Origin of the sequence: Pseudoxanthomonas composti (genome assembly GCF_004122095.1) — a bacterium.
Taxonomy (GTDB): domain Bacteria; phylum Pseudomonadota; class Gammaproteobacteria; order Xanthomonadales; family Xanthomonadaceae; genus Pseudoxanthomonas_A; species Pseudoxanthomonas_A composti.
The window spans coordinates 1-17,709 of the sequence record NZ_SAWZ01000004.1 but is presented as its reverse complement, the minus strand read 5'-3'; the positions used below and the strand labels follow the sequence as shown (position 1 = coordinate 17,709).

Below are 17,709 nucleotides of genomic sequence, written 5' to 3'. Positions count from 1 at the left end.
CAGGAGTGAGTGGAGAGGAGTGAGGAGTGAGCGAAGGCAGAAGCCTCGCGCCTGACTCCTCACGGACTCATCTGTGAGAGCGGCTTCCACTCACTCCTCACTCCTCTCCGCTCACTCCTCAACCCATTACGCGCCGCTGGGCAGGAACAGCAGCAAGGCCGCGCCCAGCACGATGCGGTAGACCGCAAAGCCGGTATAGCGGTGGGACTTGATGAAGCCCAGCAGCCAGCGCACCACGATGAAGCCGGTGACGGCCGAAGCCAGGAAGGCCACGGCCACCGCCGCCCAGTCGACCTGGCCCAGTTGCCCGTCCTTGGCCAGCTCCAGGAAGGTGTAGCCACTGGCGGCGAACATGGTCGGGATGCCGACCAGGAACACGAACTCGGTCGCCGAGGCGCGGCGGCTGGTGCCGGCCAGCATGGCCACGAAGATCGCCGCCGCCGAGCGCGAGGTGCCGGGAAATACGCCGGCCACCACCTGCGCCAGGCCCACCAGCACGGCGACCTTCCAGCTCACCGTGGCGATCTCGCCGCGGCGCTCGGCGATGCGCTCGGCCACGATCATCCAGCAGCCGCCGATGATCAGCGCCCAGGCCACCGGCGTCACCGTCTCGGGCAGTTCCCAGCCCAGCTTGCGCACGATTAGGCCGACCACCGCGGTGACCAGGAAGGCGGTGCCGAGCTTGAACAGGTAGTCGCGCTGGACCGGGTCGTTCCAGCCGGTGGCCAGCGCCCACAGGCGCTGCCGGAACACCAGGGTCACCGCGATGATCGCGCCGGCCTGGATGATGATGTTGAAGAAGTCCGTCTGCCGCGGCAGCCAATGCTGGGCGATCAGCAGGTGTCCGGTGCTGGAGATCGGCAGGAATTCGGTCAGGCCTTCAAGGATGCCTAGAAGCAGGGCTGCGAGCAGCTCGGACATGGAATCTCAGGGTGCGATGGGGCGCAACAGGATACGGGACGACCGTGAGCACCAGCATGGTGCGTAATGGATTCGTTCACCCCAATGAGGTGCTTTACGCTCAAGTTTCGCGTGAAGGTCGGATGAAAAAACAGTGACTTAGGCGCGAACGGGCTTGGCACGGCGCTTGCGAAGTCAGGTTCATCCTTACACCCCAACCGAGGTTTGCAGATGTCCGTGGAGAACGTGGAAAAGCTGATCAAGGATTCCAAGGCCGAGTTCGTCGACCTGCGATTCGTTGACATGCGCGGCGTGCAGCAGCACATCACCTTCCCCGTCAGCATCGTCGAGCCGTCGCTGTTCGAAGAAGGCAAGATGTTCGACGGCAGCTCCATCGCCGGCTGGAAGGGCATCAACGAATCGGACATGGTGCTGCTGCCCGACGCGGACACCGCCTACCTGGACCCGTTCTACGCCGATCCGACCATCGTGCTGACCTGTGACATCCTCGAGCCGGCCACGATGCAGAGCTACTCGCGCGACCCGCGCGGCATCGCCAAGCGCGCCGAGGCCTACCTGAAGTCGGCCGACCTGGCCGATGTGGCCTACTTCGGCCCGGAGCCGGAATTCTTCATCTTCGACTCGGTCCGTTTCGGCAACGAGATGGGCCACACCTTCTTCAAGATCGACTCGGAGGAAGGCGCCTGGAACACCGGCACCGAGTACGACAGCGGCAACAGCGGCTACCGTCCGGCGGTCAAGGGCGGCTACTTCCCGGTGCCGCCGACCGACTCGCTGCACGACCTGCGCGCCGAGATGGTCAAGACCCTGGAAGAGGCCGGCGTGCGCACCGAGGTGCACCACCACGAGGTGGCCACCGCCGGCCAGTGCGAGATCGGCACGGTGTTCAACTCGCTGGTGAAGAAGGCCGACGAGCTGCTGACCACCAAGTACATCATCAAGAACGTGGCCTTCCGCAACGGCAAGACCGCCACCTTCATGCCCAAGCCCATCGTCGGCGACAACGGCAGCGGCATGCACGTGCACCAGTCGCTGTGGAAGGGCGGCGAGAACCTGTTCGCCGGCGATGGCTACGGCGGCCTGTCGCAGCTGGCGCTGTGGTACATCGGCGGCATCTTCAAGCACGCCAAGGCGATCAACGCGTTCACCAACTCGGGCACCAACAGCTACAAGCGCCTGGTGCCGGGCTTCGAGGCGCCGGTGATGCTGGCCTACTCGGCGCGCAACCGCTCCGCGTCTTGCCGAATCCCGTGGGTCAACAGCCCCAAGGCCCGCCGCATCGAGATGCGCTTCCCCGACCCGATCCAGTCCGGCTACCTGACCTTCACCGCGCTGATGATGGCCGGCCTGGACGGCATCAAGAACCAGATCGACCCGGGCGCGCCCAGCGACAAGGACCTGTACGACCTGCCGCCGGAAGAAGAGAAGCTGATCCCGCAGGTCTGCTCCTCGCTGGACCAGGCGCTGGAAGCGCTGGACAAGGACCGCGAGTTCCTCAAGGCCGGTGGCGTGATGAGCGATGACTTCATCGATGCCTACATCGCGCTGAAGATGCAGGAAGTGACCAAGTTCCGTGCCGCGACCCACCCGCTGGAGTACCAGCTGTACTACGCGATCTGATGCGTCGCCTTGCGGCCCGCCGGGCCGCAGATCGTGCAATCGCGGCGATGGCAGCGGTCCTCCCCTCCCGCTGCTGCCATCGCCGCACCCTCCCCGCAAGGCTTCGCGGGGCAGGGCCGGCGGCTGGCGGTGCAGGCCGTCCCGCCGTCTGTCGTACTGGGGAAACCATCGAGCGCCCGTGATCCGCCACCGGCCAAGGTTCCATTCGCTGCCGCGGCATCGCGGTCGGCCTTGCGGAAACCGGGTGCTCCCATCCGTTGTTGCCCGCGTCGCCTTGCGATGCGGTGCCCGAGTGACCGGACGGCATGGCTGTCCGGTTCCTCCATCACCCGGGGAACGTGCATGAAACTGATCACCGCCATCATCCGTCCATTCAAGCTCGACGAAGTCCGCGAGGCGCTCTCGCAGTCGGGCGTGTCGGGTATCACCGTCACCGAGGTCAAGGGCTTCGGTCGGCAGAAAGGGCATACCGAGCTGTATCGCGGCGCCGAGTACGTCGTGGATTTCCTGCCCAAGATCAAGATCGAGACCGTGGTGACCGAAGAGCGCCTGGACGCGGTCATCGAGGCCATCCAGCAGGCCGCCGGCACCGGCAAGATCGGCGACGGCAAGATCTTCGTGACCACCATCGACCAGGTCATCCGCATCCGCACCGGCGAAGTCGGCGCCGACGCGCTCTAACCCTTGGAGCTCCCCCCACATGAAGACGGCTCTCATCCCCGGGCGCATGGCCCGGTTGCATACTGCAGGTCTGTTGTTGCTCCTGGCGTTGCTGTCGGTCTTCGGCAGCCTGCAAGCGCAGGAGGCCATCACCCAGCCCCTGCCCAGCGAAACGGTCACCACTGAGGCGCTGCAGCCGCCGGCCGCCGAATCGGCCGCGGTGGCCGCCCCGCAGGCCGAAGCGGCTCCGGTTGTGGAAAAGGGCGACGTGGCCTGGATGCTCACCTCCACGCTGCTGGTGCTGATGATGGTGGTCCCGGGCCTGGCCCTGTTCTACGGCGGCATGGTGCGCGCCAAGAACGTGCTGTCGATCCTGATCCAGGTGGCCACCGTGTTCTCGCTGCTGGTGATCCTGTGGGTGGCCTACGGCTATTCGCTGGCGTTTTCCGGTGAGGGCGCCTGGGTCGGCAATCTGGACAAGGCCTTTCTCAAGGGCGTGTCGGTGGACACCCTGGCGGCGACCTTCACCAAGGGCGTGAGCCTGCCGGAGTACGTGTTCGTCGGCTTCCAGGCCACCTTCGCCGGGATCACCGGCGCGCTGGTGGTTGGCGCCTTCGCCGAACGCGTGAAGTTCGCCGCCGTGCTGCTGTTCGCGGTGATCTGGTTCACCTTCGGCTACCTGCCGCTGGCGCACATGGTCTGGGCCACCGGTGGCTACCTGTTCGAGGACGGCGCGCTGGATTTCGCCGGCGGCACCGTGGTGCACATCAATGCCGGCATCGCCGGCCTGGTGGGGTCGTACTTTGTGGGCAAGCGCCTGGGCTTCGGCCGCGAGGCGATCAAGCCGCACAACGTCACCATGACCTTCGTCGGCGCCTCGCTGCTGTGGGTGGGCTGGTTCGGCTTCAACGCCGGCTCGGCGCTGGAAGCCACTTCCTCGGCGGCCCTGGCCTTCCTCAACACCATGCTGGCCACGGCCGCCGGCGTGCTGGGCTGGTCGCTGACCGAGCGGATGACCCGCGGCAAGTCCTCGGCCCTGGGCGTGGCCTCGGGCATGGTCGCCGGCCTGGTCGGCATCACCCCGGCAGCCGGCCTGGTCGGCCCGCTGGGCGCGATCGTGATCGGCGCGGTGGCCGGCGTGGTGTGCGTGTGGGGGGTGAACGGCCTCAAGCGCATGCTGGGCGCCGACGACAGCCTGGACGTGTTCGGCGTGCATGGCCTGGGCGGCATCGTCGGCGCACTGCTGACCGGCGTGTTCCATGCGCCCAGCCTGGGCGGAACCGGCGCGGCCGACTTCGACATGGCCCACCAGCTGGGCGTCCAGGCCTTGAGCGTAGGCATCTCGGTGGTCTGGATCGGCATCGTCTCGGCCGTGGGCTTCACCGTGGCCCGCGTGGTGTTCGGCCTGCGCGTGAGCGAGGACGCCGAGCGCGAGGGCCTGGACATCACCTCGCATGGTGAATCGGCCTACGAGGCCTGAGCAGGGCAGGGCGCAGGCTTTGCACTAAGATGGTGCAATGACTGCGCCCAGCTCGCACGCGCCGATGATCCGGGAACCCACCGCCGATGCGCTGAGCACGCCGGTGGTCTGGACCGATACGGCAGGCGCCATTCTCGGCGCCAATCCCGCCTTCGCGCGCTGGCTGGGGATCAGCCCGCGGCGTCTGCTGGGGCAATCGCTGGCGGCACTGGAAATGGATGGCACGGCCATGGCGCGTTTCATGGACAACACGGATCGTGACCTGCTGCGCCTTCACCGCGTCTCGCTGGGCGTGCCGGGCGAGGCGCCGCGCTTTGCCGAAGGCTGGCTCTCGCGCATGGACCACGGCGGCTGGCTGCTGGAGGCGCATCCGGCCGACGAGTTTCCCGCGCTGGATCCGGCCCAGGTGCTGCCGGCGGCGCTGTCGGCGGCCCTGCGCGGGCTGGCCCACGAGATCCGCAATCCGCTGGCCGGGCTGAAGGGCGCGGCCCAGCTGCTGTCCAAGCGCGGGCAGCAACGCAGCGACTACGAGGCCGAGCGCGAGCTGATCGGGCTGATCGAATCGGAGGCCGAGCGCCTGGCCGCGCTGCTGGACCGCCTGCTCTCGCCGGCGCCGCAGCGCGCCCACACCGTGCTCAACATCCACGCGGTGCTGGAGCGGGTGCTGCGCCTGGCCGAATCCGAGCGCGCACCGACCGCGCGCCTGCGCCGGGACTACGACCCCAGCCTGCCGGAGATCACCGGCGATCCGGACCGGCTGGTGCAGGCGGTGTGGAACCTGGTGGGCAATGCGCTGCAGGCCGGCGCCTCGGTGGTGACGCTGCGCACCCGCATCGAACACGGCCAGCGCATCCACGACCGCCTGCACCCGTTGACCCTGCGCCTGGAAATCATCGACGACGGCCGCGGCGTTCCGGAGGAGCTGGCCGAGCACCTGTTCCTGCCGCTGGTGTCCGGGCGCGCCGAAGGCAGTGGCCTGGGCCTGGCGCTGGCGCAGCAGGTCGCGCGCGAGCACCGCGGCTCGCTGACCTTCAAGTCGCGCCCGGGCCACACCGTCTTCACCCTGCTGCTGCCGCAGTCGCCGGCCGAGACCGGAGAGGCGCACCGTGCCCACTGAGCCCCATCTCCAGCGCGTGTGGGTGGTCGATGACGACCGCTCGGTGCGCTTCGTGCTGGCCACCGCGCTGCGCGATGCGGGCTACTCGGTGGACGGCTTCGATTCGGCCGCCGCCGCGCTGCAGGCCATCGACCTGCGCGGCGTGCCGGACCTGTTGTTCACCGACGTGCGCATGCCCGGCGATGACGGCCTGGTGTTGCTGGATAAGCTCAAGGCCGCGCATCCGTCGCTGCCGGTGATCGTGATGTCGGCCTACACCGACGTGGCCAGCACCGCCGGGGCCTTCCGCGGCGGTGCCCAGGAATTCCTGTCCAAGCCCTTCGACCTGGACGATGCGGTGGCGCTGGCCGCGCGCACCCTGCCCAGCGTCCATGCGGACGAGGGCGCGGCGGCCGAGGCGGTGGACGCGGCCGGCCACGGCACACCCGAGCTGATCGGCGACACCCCGGCCATGCGCGCCCTGTTCCGCGCCATCGGCCGGCTGGCGCAGGCGCCGCTGTCGGTGCTGGTCACCGGCGAGACCGGCACCGGCAAGGAGCTGGTCGCGCGCGCCCTGCACAACGAGTCCCCGCGCGCGCGCAAACCCTTCGTCGCGCTCAACACTGCCGCCATTCCGTCCGAGCTGCTGGAAAGCGAACTGTTCGGCCATGAGGCCGGTGCCTTCACCGGCGCCCAGCGCCGGCACATCGGCCGCTTCGAGCAGGCCGATGGCGGCACCCTGTTCCTGGACGAGATCGGCGACATGCCGCTGCCGCTGCAGACGCGGCTGCTGCGCGTGCTGGCGGAAAACGAGTTCTTCCGCGTCGGCGGCCGCGAGCTGATCCGGGTGGACGTGCGCGTGGTCGCCGCCACCCACCAGGACCTGGAGACGCTGGTGGCCGAAGGCCGCTTCCGCGCCGACCTGATGCACCGCCTGGATGTGGTGCGCCTGCAGCTGCCGCCGCTGCGCGACCGTCGCGCCGACGTGCCGCAGCTGGCCGAGACTTTCCTGGCGATGGCCTCGCGCAAGCTCGGCGCCTCGGCCAAGCGCTTTGCCCCGTCCGCGCGCGATGCCCTGCGCGCCTACGACTGGCCGGGCAACGTGCGCCAGCTGGAGAACGTGTGCTGGCGCCTGGCCGCCCTGGCGCCGGCCGAGACCATCACCACCTTGGACGTGGAGCAGGCCTTGTCTCAGAGCGGCCGCCGTAGCGGTGGGCAGTCGCAGGATTGGCCGGCGCTGCTGGCGCAGTGGGCGCAGGGCCGCCTGGCCGAAGGCGCCGAGGGCGTGCACGCCGAGGCGCGCGAGACCCTGGACCAGGTGCTGCTGGAGGCGGCCCTGCACTTTACCCACGGCAGGCGCGCCGAGGCCGCGGCCAAGCTGGGCCTGGGCCGCAACACCATCACCCGCAAGCTGGGGCCGGGACGTCGCCGGCAGCGCAGCGCGCCTGGAGCAAAGTGACCGTAGCGCGTTGAGCGCCCGCCACGCCCGCTGGTTCCTTGGGCTCGGCCATGCCACATTTCATGGCACCTGAACGGAGGGCTGTCTAGCTTGAGCGCGATGTCTTTGGAGTCGCAGATGAAGTCGTGGGGTCCGGCCAGCGCCCTGTCCATGTTGATCGCCGTGGCCATGGCGGCCTGCAGCAGCGCGCCACCGCCCGCCCCCGCGCCGCCGCCGGCGCCGCCCGCGCCGCGGGTGGACGTACGCGAGGCCCAGGCCGTGCTCGCCTCGGCCTCCGGCAGCCTGGTCAGCGGCAAGATCGTGTTGACCCCGGTGGCCGGTGGCGTGCGCCTGCTGGGTGAGGTCGGTGGCCTGCCCAAGAGCGGTCGCGCCGGCTTCCACGTCCACGAGCGCGGCGACTGCAGCAGCGTGGATGCCGGCAGCGCCGGGGCGCACTTCAATCCCACCGGCCAGCCGCACGGCAATGCCAAGACCGGCCCACACCATGCCGGCGACCTGGACAACCTGATCGCCGACCTGGACGGGGTGGCGCGCGTGGACGTGGTCCTGCGCGATGTCAGCCTTGGCGGCCCACCCAACACCGACATCGCCGGCCGTGCGCTGGTGGTGCATGCCGCCCCCGACGACTACCGCAGCCAGCCGGCCGGCAACTCCGGCGCGCGCGTGGCCTGCGGCGTGATCCGCATCACCCACCAGCAGCCGCTGCCCACCGCGGCGCCTGCGACCCGCTGATCCCACCCACACACCACAGCAAGGAGTTCTCCATGCGCCTGATCCATTCGACCCTGTTCCTGACCACCGCCCTGGCCCTGGCCGCCTGCAGCAAGCCGGCCGAGCCGGAAGCCACCGCGCCTGCGGCGACCGCACCGGCCGCCGGCACCGAAGCACCGCCCATGGCGCCGGCAGGAACCGCCGCCCCGGCCGCCAGCGGCACGGCCAAGGCCACGTTGAAGGCCACCGAGGGCAATGCCGTGGCCGGCGAGCTCAGCTTCATGACCATGGACAACATGGTCCACGTCACCGGCAACATCACCGGCCTGGCGCCCAATTCCAAGCATGGCTTCCACATCCACGAGAAGGGCGACTGCAGTGCCCCGGACGGTTCCAGCGCCGGCGGCCACTTCAACCCGGCCACCACCGACCATGGCCAGGTCAGCGCCGAACCGCACCATGGCGGCGACATGGACAACGTCACCGCCGATGCCGAAGGCAAGGCCACCGTGGACGGCATGCTGTCCAGCAACGTCAACATCGGCAAGGGCGATGCCTTCGACATCGTCGGCAAGGGGTTGATCGTCCACGCCGACCCGGACGACTACAAGACCCAGCCCACCGGTAACGCCGGCGGCCGCCTGGCCTGCGCGGTGATCGAAGCGGTGAAGTAAGCACCGGGCCGGCCGCCTCGTCCTTGCCTGCGCACCGCGCGGCAGGGGCGGGCAGCACGACGGCCGCCGGTGGTGCGAAACGAAGAAAGCCGCGGGGCGACCCGCGGCTTTCTGCTTTGTGCTGTCTGTCGGGGCTGCGTGCGCCCGGCTCAGGCGCTCAGCTGGGCGCAGACGTCGTCGGCGCTGGGGCAGTGCGCGAAGGTCACCGGGATGCCGTGGGCTTCCAGCACCGCGGCCAGCTGCCGCTGGCGGGCCAGGAAGTATTCGTACTGGCGCGCCAGGCGTTCATGGTCGTCGGTGCCCGGCGCGTTGCGCGCCTGCCAGGCCGCCGCGTCCAGCAGGGCGATGCGTACCTCGCCCTCGGCGTAGCGCAACAGCGGCTCGGGGGGCGCGTCCAGCCACTGTTCTTCCTGCGGGGCCAGCAGCGCGGTCTCGATCACCGGCCACAGCGGCGCCAGGCCCTGGTGCTCGTACTGCATGGCCATCATCGCGGCCAGGTCGTGCAGGGTGAGGTAGCGGGCGTGTTCGATCTCCGCACCGAAGCCCTGCTGAGCCATCAGCGCGGTGTCGGCCTGGGCCATGCCGCGCTCCAGCAGCACGCTTTCGCAGGCCTGCGCCACCTGGTCGACCACCTCGGCCGGGCCGATCAGCTGGAACGGCAGCACCCGCAGCGCGCCACCGGCCAGGTCCGCATCGCTGCGCAGCGGCAGCGGCACCTGCCCGTCCTCACCGCCGCCGAAGGCGATCACACGCGGGCCCTCCTCGCGCCCTGGCGCGCGCTGCTGCAGCTCGTGCAGGCGCCGGTGCAGCGACCAGCCCGGGCGCAGGACCTCGGCCGGATCAAAGTGCGCGGCGAACAACACCAGGTCCAGTTGCGCGACCTGCGGCACCAGCTGGGCCAGGTCGCGCGCCATGCGTGCGGCCAGTTCACCGGCCTGGTGCTGGCTCAGCGCCGCCCGTGTCGGGGCGTTGCCACCGGTGAGCTCCAGGGCCAACAGGCCGTTGAATGGCTGGCTTTGTGCTTGCGTCGTCGTACTCACGTTCACCAATGTGCGCATTGTGCGGTTGGCCCACCACAGGGGCGGCATTACACTGATTATGCCGCGTACGCCGGCGCACGGTTTTCCCAACGTTTCACACGTCCCTGCTCCATCGCCCCACCGCACCCCCGACAAGAGGTCGTCCATGCCCGCAGCACGTCCCGTCGCCATTCTTGGGGGTGTCCGCATCCCGTTCTGCCGCCAGAACACGGCGTACTCGGACGTGGGCAACCTGGGCATGTCGGTGCGCACGCTGGGGGCGCTGGTCGAGCGCTTCGGCCTGCACGGCCAGGTGCTGGGCGAGGTGGCCATGGGCGCGGTGATCAAGCATTCCTCGGACTGGAACCTGGGCCGCGAGGCCGCCCTGTCCTCCGGGCTGTCGGCGCTGACCCCGGGCATCACCCTGCAGCGCGCCTGCGGCACCAGCCTGGACACCATCATCCACATCGCCAACAAGATCGCGCTGGGGCAGATCGATTCGGGCATCGGCGGCGGTTCGGATTCGACCTCGGACGTGCCGATCGTCTACGGCAAGGGCTTCCGCGGACGCCTGCTGGCCGCCAACCGCGGCAAGACGCCCAAGGAGCGCCTGGCGGCGTTCAAGGGTTTCAAGCTGGGCGAGCTCAAGCCCGAGTTCCCGGGCGTGGCCGAACCCCGCACCGGCAAGTCGATGGGCGAGCACTGCGAGGACATGGCCAAGGAGTGGAGCATCTCGCGCGACTCGCAGGACGCCTGGGCGGTGTCCTCGCACCACAAGCTGGCCGCCGCCTACGAGCGCGGCTTCTTCGACGACCTGATCGCGCCGTTCCGGGGCGTGGCCCGCGACAACATCCTGCGCGCGGACACTTCGCTGGAGAAGCTGGCCACGCTGAAGCCGGCCTTCGACAAGGTCTCCGGCCGCGGCACCCTGACCGCGGCCAACTCCACGCCGCTGACCGATGGCGCCTCGGCGGTGCTGCTGGCCAGCGATGAGTGGGCCACCGCGCATGGGCACACGCCGCTGGCCTACCTGAAGGATGCGCAGGTCGCGGCGGTGGATTTCGTCCACGGCGAGGGCCTGCTGATGGCGCCCACCGTGGCCGTGCCGCAGATGCTGGCCCGCCACGGGCTGACCCTGCAGGACTTCGACCTGTACGAGATCCACGAGGCCTTCGCCGCCCAGGTGCTGTGCACCCTGCGCGCCTGGGAGAGCGAGGACTATTGCCGCGACCGCCTGGGCCTGGCCGCGCCGATGGGGCGCATCGACCCGGCCAAGATCAATCCCAACGGGTCTTCGCTGGCCACGGGTCATCCGTTCGCGGCCACCGGCGGGCGCGTGATCGCCACGGCCGCCAAGCAGCTGGCCGAACGCGGCGGCGGCCGCGCACTGGTGTCCATCTGCACCGCCGGCGGCATGGGCGTGGTGGCCATCGTCGAGCGCTAGGGCGCCATGGCGCGGATGTGGCGCTTGCGCATGAGGCGGTGTCGGCGCTGACATCCTGCGGTGGCGGATCGCGATCCGCCCTACGTGTCTGGCCAGCCTGCCGACGCGACCGGTTTCGTACCACCAAGCTTGAGGGCTCCCGCGTGGAGGCGGGGTGCTACTCGCGCAGCCGCGGCAGTCCGTGTGCGTCGCGTTCGACAATGACGCCGACCTCCTCGGGTGGCGCTGCGCTGTCTTCCAGCGGCTGCACGGCTTCGCCGCGGCGGGCGGCCAGGGCGTTGGCGTAGCTGCGCCGGGCCAGCAGGTCCTCGCCGGCACTGGCATGGCCGTGGCCGAGTTCTTCCCAGGCCTCGCTGCCCGCGCCCTGGCGCAGGGCGCGGTGCAGGAAGTCCTGCGCCTGCGGCCACTGGCCCTGCAGGCGCGCCAGGCGGGCCAGGGTGAGCAGCAGCGCCGGGCTGTCCGGGTGCTGCTGCAGCCAGCGCTGAGCGCTGGCCCGGCGCGAGTCGAGCTTGTCCACCGTCAGGCGTCCGTACTGGGCGACCAGGCCCTCGTCCCACTGCGATTCGATCGCGTGCTCCAGGCTGTGGGTGGCCGCGTCGTCCCAGCGCAGCGCGGCGGCGCGTTCGGCATAGGCCGAGACCACGGCGGCATCGGCGCGCAAGGGCTTGGGCAGGGCTTCCCAGCGCTCGGCCAGCAGGTTGGCGTCGTCCGCTTCCAGCAGCGCGGCCGTTGCCAGACGCCGTTCCTCCTCCGGCAGACGCGCACTGGGGTGCGCCTGCTGCTGGCGCATCGGGCCGAGCAGGCCGTAGGCCTCGCCGGCGCGACCGGCCAGTGCCAGGGCCTGGCTGCGCAGGACCAGGCCGCGCGGTGGCAGGGGCTGGGCGGCCGTCGCATCCAGGGCGGCGATGGCCGTCTCGGGCTGGCCGGCGGCCAGGGCGCGTTCGGCGCGCATCAGCGCGGCGGCGGCCGGGTTGTGCGTCTCCAGGACCGACAGCTGCGCCTGGGCGGCGGCGGCCTCGCCGCGGCCGTCGGCCGCGCGGATGGCGCCCAGGCGCGCCACGGTCGCCACGTCGGCATCCTCGGCCGCGCGTTCGAGCAGTTTGCCCGCGCGCTGCCAGTGGCCGCCGTGCAACAGCTCCAGGCCCTCGACCAGGCGCGCCCGTGCGCGCTTGCGGCGATGCCGGCCCCAGGCCCGGAACGGCAAGGCCAGCAGCTGGACCAGCAGCCACAGCAGCAGCGCGGCCAGCAGCAGGGCGATGACCGCGCCGGGCAGGCTGGCGCTGATGTCGTAGCCGCCGGCACGGATCAGCACCTGGCCCAGGTCGCCGGCATGCTCGCTGGCCAGCCACTGCGCGGCCGCCACCCCGGCCAGCAGCAGGACCAGCATCAGGATCAGGCTGCGTAGTCCCTTCATTGGCGTGGCTCCGTCGGCGCGGGGGAGGTGGGGCGCTGTCCGCCGCGCAGCACGTGCAGCTGCTCCAGCGTGCTGCCCAGCAGCGGCATGTCCAACTGCAAGGGTTGCCTGGCCAGCTGCGCCAGCGCACGTTCGACGCTGGAGCGCTGCGGCGAGTCCAGCCACAGGCGCGGCAGCCAGCGGCCGGCGCGCTGCAGGGCACCGCGGAAGCCTTCGGCATCACCGCGTTCCAGCGCGGTGCGGGCCAGGGCCAGCTCCAGGTCCAGCGCGGCCCGCGCCGCCAGGCGGTTGGCCGGCTGCAGGGTGGCGTTGCCGGCGGCCGGACGGATCTGCACCAGCGGCGAGAGCAGGCTCTGCCACAGCGGCAGGGTGTCGGCGCCGGGCTTGGGCGCCTGCAGCGGCAGGCGGTCCAGCTGGCCGGCGATGGCCTTGAGCTGCCGGCCCAGCTGCTGGCGCGGACCGCCCCCCAGGGTGTCGAGCGCGGCGCGCTCTTGCTGCAGGGCTTGGCGCACGTTGAGCAGGCGCGGGTCGTCGATGCCATCGAGCACGCGCGCGGCCAGGGCGTAGGCCCGCTGCGCGCCGGTCACGTCGCCGGCCACGGCCAGGCGTTGCTGCCCCAGGGTGAGCATCAGTTCGGTCTCGTCCAGGCGCAGGGCCTGGGCGCCCTGGCGGGTGGAGTCGGCCAGCCTGGAGACGTTGTCTTCCAGCAGCGCGCTGCGCTGGGTCAGGCCCAGCAGTTCGTCGCGCAGCACGCGGTTGGTGGTGGCCGCTTCCTGCAGGCGCGAGGCCTGCGCGCGCTGGCCGCTGCGCAGCGCATCCACGCGCGCGGTCAGGGCCTGCAGTTGCTGTTCGGTCTCGGTGCGCGCGGCCAGCTCGCGTGCCTGCTGGCTGCGCCACAACCAGATGCCGACCGCGACCAGCCCGGCCAGCGCCAGCAGCAGGATCAGCCACCCCGCGCGGCCGCGACCGCGTGGGGGAGCCTCGTGGAGATCGGACATCGCGTTCACGCTGTTCCTGCGTCCTGTCGGGGGGATTTCAGACCGGTGTGGACCGGCTGCCGAATGTTATCGGAAGCCCTGTGAGCGCCAATGCGCGGCGGCATCGAGCAATGGCCCGGGGCGGGGGCCCTGGGCGATGCGCGAACGCGCGAATCCCAGGGCGTGCGCCTGCTCGGCCAGGCGCGCGCTGGAGGCCACCACGGGCAGGGCTTGGAGCTGCTGCTGTTCGCCCAGCGTCAGCTGTTCTAGCACCTGTTCCAGCGCCTGCGCACTGCTGGCCAGCAGACAGGTCGGCGTGCCCGCCAGCAGCGTCAGCCGTTGCCTGGCGCGCGGGGACAGCGCGATGGGCGCGCGCCGGTAGACCTCGGCGCGGACCAGCTGGATGCCGCGCGCCTGCAAAGCCGTGGCGATCAGCTCGCGGCCACCGGGCGCGGTCACCAGGCCCACGCGCCTGGCCTGTTGCAGCGCCGGCAGGGCGAGCACGCCTTCGCTGTCCATCCGCGTCGGAGCCTGCGCCTGGCTCACCCCGGCGCGCCGCAGCGCCGCCCGGGAACCGGCGCCGACCGCCACCGCGCAGCGGCACTCCAAGGGACTGTCCAGGGCGGCGGCGAAGCGCACCGCGGCCGGGCTGGTGAACACCGTCGCCTCGCAGGCCAGCGCCTGCGCCAGCGCGGTCCTGGCCAGCGGGTCGGGGTTGCCCACCAGCGTCCATGGCGACAGCGCGATCACCCCTGCGCCGTGCCGCCGTGCAGCACGGGCGATCCCGGCGTGGGCACCGTGGGGGCGCAGGGAGATGACGTACCATTCGGGCGCATGAGCCTGCATTCCAAGATTATGGTCGATGAGCCCGGCAACGGTTCGGCGCGTCTGAAAGCGCTGTTGTCGCGGATGCCACCGGTGGTGGCGATGGGCGTGGCGGTGGAGCGCTACGTCGCCGGCAAGCTGGTGCTGGCCGCGCCGCTGTCGGTGAACGTCAACGACAAGGGCTCGGCCTTCGGCGGCAGCCTGGTCTCGCTGATGACCGTGGCCGGCTGGGGCCTGGTGACGCTGCAGCTGCATGCGGCCGGGCTGGAAGGGGCCGAGGTCTACGTGGCCGACAGCCAGGTCAGGTACCTGGCGCCGCTGCGCAGCGACCTGCAGGCCGAGTCGCAGCTGGCCCAGGGCCAGGACTGGTCCAGGTTCCTGTCCACCTTCCGCCAGCGCGGCCGCGCCCGCATCGAGCTGTCCATGCAGGTGCCGCTGCCGGACGGGCAACCGGCCACCGAGATGCGCGCCCGCTACGCCGCCTTCGCCAGCTAGGACCTGCCCATGCACCGGATCCTGCGTTCCGCTTCCGCCGCGCGCTGGCTGTGCGCGCTGTGCCTGCTGGTCCTGGCCCTGCAGGCACAGGCCCTGGGCAACCGCCGCGGCAAGCAGTTGGTCGAGCTGCAGAGCGCCTATGCCCAGGCCATCCGCTGGGGGGAGTTCGAACAGGCCTGGCAGTTGGTCGACCCCGAGTACCGGCAGGCGCACCCGCTGACCGATTTCGTGCTGGCGCGCTACGGCCAGGTGCAGATCGCTGGCTATCGCGACCTGGGCACCACCTCCGACGGCCGTACCGAGGCGGTGCGCCTGGTGGAGATCCGCGTGATCAACCGCAACACCATGGCCGAGCGCAGCGTGCGCCACCGCGAACGCTGGCGCTACGACGAGGCGGCCAAGCGCTGGTGGGTGGCCGACGGGCTGCCGGACCTGTGGGACGGCGAATGAGGCGGGCGGCTCGCCGCGCGGCGGCGGGCGCCACCGGCCCGGCGGCTATGCGACAATCCACGTCTTATCGTCCGCGTAACTGCAGCTTGTGACATTCGAAGAATTGAAGGCGTTCGCCGAAAGCACGCCCATGCTGTCCCTGGCCCTGGTGGGCCTGACCATCGCCCTGATCGTGACCGAGATCGCCCGGCTGTTCCGAGGCTACAAGGGCCTGCGCCCGGCCGAGCTGACCGCGCTGATCAATCGCGAGGACCCGGTGGTGGTGGACCTGTCGGCGCAGGCCGACTTCGAGAAGGGGCACATCGCCGGCAGCCGCCATGCCCAGGCCGCGCAGTTCGGGCCCGAGCACAAGCTGGTGGCCAACGCCAAGGAGCGCCCGGTGGTGCTGGTCTGCCGCAGCGGCACCAGCGCCGGCACGGCCGCGGCCAAGCTGAAGAAGGCTGGGTTCGCCAAGGTGCATGTGCTGGAGGGTGGCATCGCCGCCTGGCAGCAGGCCGAACTGCCGTTGGTCAAGGGTCGCAACTGACCCGGGGCACCGGCGCAGACAGGTACTGGTCGGTCGGGGCACGCCCAGACAGGCCTTGAAACGGGGATGGCGCGTCGCCACCCCATCTTTTCACAATCGTTTTCACATATTCAGGAAAAGGGAGCACCCGCATGTCCGACGAGACCACCAACGGCGCCGCCGTCCCCGCCGAGGCCGGCACCCAGCAGGCCTTCACGGTCGAGAAGATCTACGTCAAGGACGTGTCCTTCGAAGTGCCGGGCGCCCCGGGGATCTTCTCGGACAACGTCGCACCCGAGCTCAACCTCAACCTCAACCAGCGCGTGCAGCGCCTGAACGAGAACGCCTTCGAAGTGGTGCTGGGCGTGACCCTGACCTGCAAGGCCGGCGAGAAGACCGCCTACGTGGCCGAAGTGCAGCAGGCCGGCGTGTTCGGCCTGGTCGGCCTGGAGCCGCAGACCATCGACGCGCTGCTGGGCACGCAGTGCCCGAGCATCCTGTTCCCGTACGTGCGCCAGCTGTTGAGCGACCTGATCCAGGCCGGTGGCTTCCCGCCGTTCTTCCTGCAGCCGATCAACTTCGAAGGCCTGTATGCCGAGACGCTGCGCCAGCGCGCCGCGCAGGGCGAAGCCGCCCTGGCCAATTCGGAACCCGCCGGCAACGCTTGATGCGGATGTGCCAGCCAAGCGCCTCCGGTTCGATTTCAATGACGGGAGGTGACGCATGAGCCATGCACCGTCCAAGATCGCCGTCCTTGGGGCGGGATCCTGGGGAACCGCCCTGGCCGCGCTGATGGCGCGGCATGGGCATCGCACCGTGCTGTGGGGCCGCGACGAAAAGATCGCCGCGGACCTCAACACCCTGCACGAGAACACGCGCTACCTGCCGGGCATCGCCCTGCCCGATACCCTGACCGCCACCACCGACCTGGCCCAGGCCATGGCCGATGCGGACATGATCCTGGTGGTGGTGCCCTCGCATGCCTTCAACGAGACGCTGCGTGCGCTGGCGCCGCTGCGTGGCCAGGACGTGGGCGTGGCCTGGGCGACCAAGGGCTTCGAGCCCGGCTCCGGGCGCTTCCTGCACGAAGTGGCGCAGGAGCTGCTGGGCGAGGACGTGCCGCTGGCCGTGGTCACCGGGCCGTCCTTCGCCAAGGAAGTCGCCCAGGGCCTGCCGACCGCCCTGACCGTTCATGGCAACCATCCCGAGTTCGCCCAGGTGGTGGCCGAGGTGCTGCATGGCCCGGCCTTCCGCGCCTATACCGGCGAGGACATGGTCGGCGCGGAGCTGGGGGGCGCGATGAAGAACGTGCTGGCGGTGGCCACCGGCGTGGCCGACGGCATGGAGCTGGGGCTCAATGCCCGGGCCGGCCTGATCACCCGCGGGCTCAACGAGATGCTGCGGCTGGCTGCGGCCATCGGCGCGCGTCCGGAAACGCTGATGGGCCTGGCCGGGCTGGGCGATCTGGTGCTGACCTGCACCGGCGATCTCTCGCGCAACCGTCGACTGGGCCTGGCCCTGGGACGCGGCCAGGCGCTGGCCGATGCGGTGCGCGAGATCGGCCAGGTGGTCGAGTCGGTGCAGACCGCCGACGAGGTCATGCGCGCGGCCGAGCGCGAGGGCATCGACCTGCCGATCTCCAGCGCCGTGCGCGACGTCCTGCATGGGCGCATGACGCCGGCCGAGGGCCTGCAGCAGCTGCTGGCGCGCGAGCAGAAGCCCGAGTACCCGGAGACGCTGTTCCGCGATCGCGTCTGATCGTGGGGCCAAGGCGGAGCACGAGGCTTCTGCTGCCGCTGGGAGGGCTTGCGGGGGTGCGTGTTGCCACGTCGGAGGCGTAGCGCTCCATCGCTTGCTCGTCGTTTTCCCGCGGTCAGCTCATCTTCGTATGAGCAGGCCTTTGTGGGAGCGGCTTCAGCCGCGAAGAGGCTTTCCCGGGAAGGCCCCTTCGCGGCTGAA

The 17,709-nt window shown here is 70.5% G+C and carries 18 protein-coding genes; 13 read left to right on the top strand and 5 right to left on the bottom strand.

Features of this window, described 5'->3' with window-relative positions:
- Positions 1-126: 126 nt before the first annotated feature.
- Positions 127-921, bottom strand: coding sequence for an undecaprenyl-diphosphate phosphatase (locus tag EPA99_RS08525; RefSeq protein WP_129470805.1), 795 nt, complete (start codon positions 919-921; stop codon positions 127-129).
- Positions 922-1,131: 210 nt separating this feature from the next.
- Here EPA99_RS08525 and glnA point away from each other — a divergent pair, with 210 nt between their 5' ends.
- The 7 genes from glnA to EPA99_RS08490 all read left to right on the top strand — a co-directional run bounded on the left by glnA (position 1,132) and on the right by EPA99_RS08490 (position 8,621).
- Entirely contained in the window at positions 1,132-2,541 is a 1,410-nt protein-coding gene (gene glnA, locus EPA99_RS08520) for a type I glutamate--ammonia ligase (RefSeq protein WP_129470804.1), read from the top strand.
- Between the two features lie 342 nt (positions 2,542-2,883).
- Positions 2,884-3,222 carry a P-II family nitrogen regulator gene (locus tag EPA99_RS08515; protein ID WP_129470803.1) on the top strand — a complete coding sequence of 113 codons (339 nt, stop codon included), beginning with the start codon at positions 2,884-2,886 and terminating at the stop codon, positions 3,220-3,222.
- 19 nt (positions 3,223-3,241) lie between these two features.
- Positions 3,242-4,681, top strand: a complete 1,440-nt coding sequence (locus tag EPA99_RS08510; protein WP_129470802.1) for an ammonium transporter — start codon at positions 3,242-3,244, stop codon at positions 4,679-4,681.
- Positions 4,682-4,718: 37 nt separating this feature from the next.
- Positions 4,719-5,798, top strand: a complete 1,080-nt coding sequence (locus EPA99_RS08505; protein WP_241688329.1) for a two-component system sensor histidine kinase NtrB — start codon at positions 4,719-4,721, stop codon at positions 5,796-5,798.
- Positions 5,788-7,236, top strand: a complete 1,449-nt coding sequence (gene ntrC / locus EPA99_RS08500; RefSeq protein ID WP_129470801.1) for a nitrogen regulation protein NR(I) — start codon at positions 5,788-5,790, stop codon at positions 7,234-7,236. The genes EPA99_RS08505 and ntrC overlap by 11 nt, the downstream gene beginning before the upstream one ends.
- 117 nt (positions 7,237-7,353) lie before the next feature.
- Positions 7,354-7,968, top strand: coding sequence for a superoxide dismutase family protein (locus EPA99_RS08495; protein ID WP_129470800.1), 615 nt, complete (start codon positions 7,354-7,356; stop codon positions 7,966-7,968).
- Between the two features lie 32 nt (positions 7,969-8,000).
- On the top strand, positions 8,001-8,621 hold the full coding sequence (locus EPA99_RS08490) for a superoxide dismutase family protein (protein ID WP_129470799.1): 621 nt from the start codon (positions 8,001-8,003) through the stop codon (positions 8,619-8,621).
- A 149-nt stretch (positions 8,622-8,770) separates the two neighbouring features.
- Here the strand turns inward: EPA99_RS08490 and EPA99_RS08485 are convergent, their stop codons facing one another.
- On the bottom strand, positions 8,771-9,661 hold the full coding sequence (locus tag EPA99_RS08485) for a hypothetical protein (RefSeq protein ID WP_241688328.1): 891 nt from the start codon (positions 9,659-9,661) through the stop codon (positions 8,771-8,773).
- Between the two features lie 145 nt (positions 9,662-9,806).
- Here EPA99_RS08485 and EPA99_RS08480 point away from each other — a divergent pair, with 145 nt between their 5' ends.
- Positions 9,807-11,084 (top strand): acetyl-CoA C-acetyltransferase, encoded by a 1,278-nt coding sequence (locus EPA99_RS08480; protein ID WP_129470798.1) that lies wholly within the window; start codon positions 9,807-9,809, stop codon positions 11,082-11,084.
- Positions 11,085-11,241: 157 nt separating this feature from the next.
- Here EPA99_RS08480 and EPA99_RS08475 read toward each other — a convergent pair whose 3' ends face one another.
- The 3 genes from EPA99_RS08475 to EPA99_RS08465 all read right to left on the bottom strand — a co-directional run bounded on the left by EPA99_RS08475 (position 11,242) and on the right by EPA99_RS08465 (position 14,321).
- Positions 11,242-12,498 (bottom strand): heme biosynthesis protein HemY, encoded by a 1,257-nt coding sequence (locus EPA99_RS08475; protein WP_129470797.1) that lies wholly within the window; start codon positions 12,496-12,498, stop codon positions 11,242-11,244.
- Complete coding sequence (locus EPA99_RS08470; RefSeq protein WP_129470796.1) at positions 12,495-13,496, bottom strand: uroporphyrinogen-III C-methyltransferase; 1,002 nt, start codon at positions 13,494-13,496, stop codon at positions 12,495-12,497. Before EPA99_RS08470 ends, EPA99_RS08475 begins: the two co-directional genes overlap by 4 nt.
- A gap of 66 nt (positions 13,497-13,562) precedes the next feature.
- The gene (locus EPA99_RS08465; protein ID WP_129470795.1) at positions 13,563-14,321 is read right to left on the bottom strand and encodes a uroporphyrinogen-III synthase; all 759 of its coding nucleotides are present in this window, start codon (positions 14,319-14,321) and stop codon (positions 13,563-13,565) included.
- Between EPA99_RS08465 and EPA99_RS08460 the strand changes: the two genes are divergently transcribed.
- From EPA99_RS08460 to EPA99_RS08440, 5 genes are all read left to right on the top strand, one after another.
- Positions 14,310-14,795, top strand: a complete 486-nt coding sequence (locus EPA99_RS08460) for a YiiD C-terminal domain-containing protein (RefSeq protein WP_425479188.1) — start codon at positions 14,310-14,312, stop codon at positions 14,793-14,795. The two genes, EPA99_RS08465 and EPA99_RS08460, sit on opposite strands and share 12 nt — an antisense overlap.
- 9 nt (positions 14,796-14,804) lie before the next feature.
- Positions 14,805-15,245 (top strand): hypothetical protein, encoded by a 441-nt coding sequence (locus EPA99_RS08455; RefSeq protein WP_129470794.1) that lies wholly within the window; start codon positions 14,805-14,807, stop codon positions 15,243-15,245.
- An 88-nt stretch (positions 15,246-15,333) separates the two neighbouring features.
- A complete protein-coding gene (locus EPA99_RS08450; RefSeq protein ID WP_129470793.1) occupies positions 15,334-15,771 on the top strand; it encodes a rhodanese-like domain-containing protein in 438 nt (145 codons plus the stop codon).
- 131 nt (positions 15,772-15,902) lie between these two features.
- Positions 15,903-16,418 (top strand): protein-export chaperone SecB, encoded by a 516-nt coding sequence (gene secB, locus EPA99_RS08445; RefSeq protein WP_129470792.1) that lies wholly within the window; start codon positions 15,903-15,905, stop codon positions 16,416-16,418.
- Between the two features lie 55 nt (positions 16,419-16,473).
- The gene (locus tag EPA99_RS08440) at positions 16,474-17,508 is read left to right on the top strand and encodes an NAD(P)H-dependent glycerol-3-phosphate dehydrogenase (RefSeq protein WP_129470791.1); all 1,035 of its coding nucleotides are present in this window, start codon (positions 16,474-16,476) and stop codon (positions 17,506-17,508) included.
- The last annotated feature ends 201 nt before the right edge of the window (positions 17,509-17,709 follow it).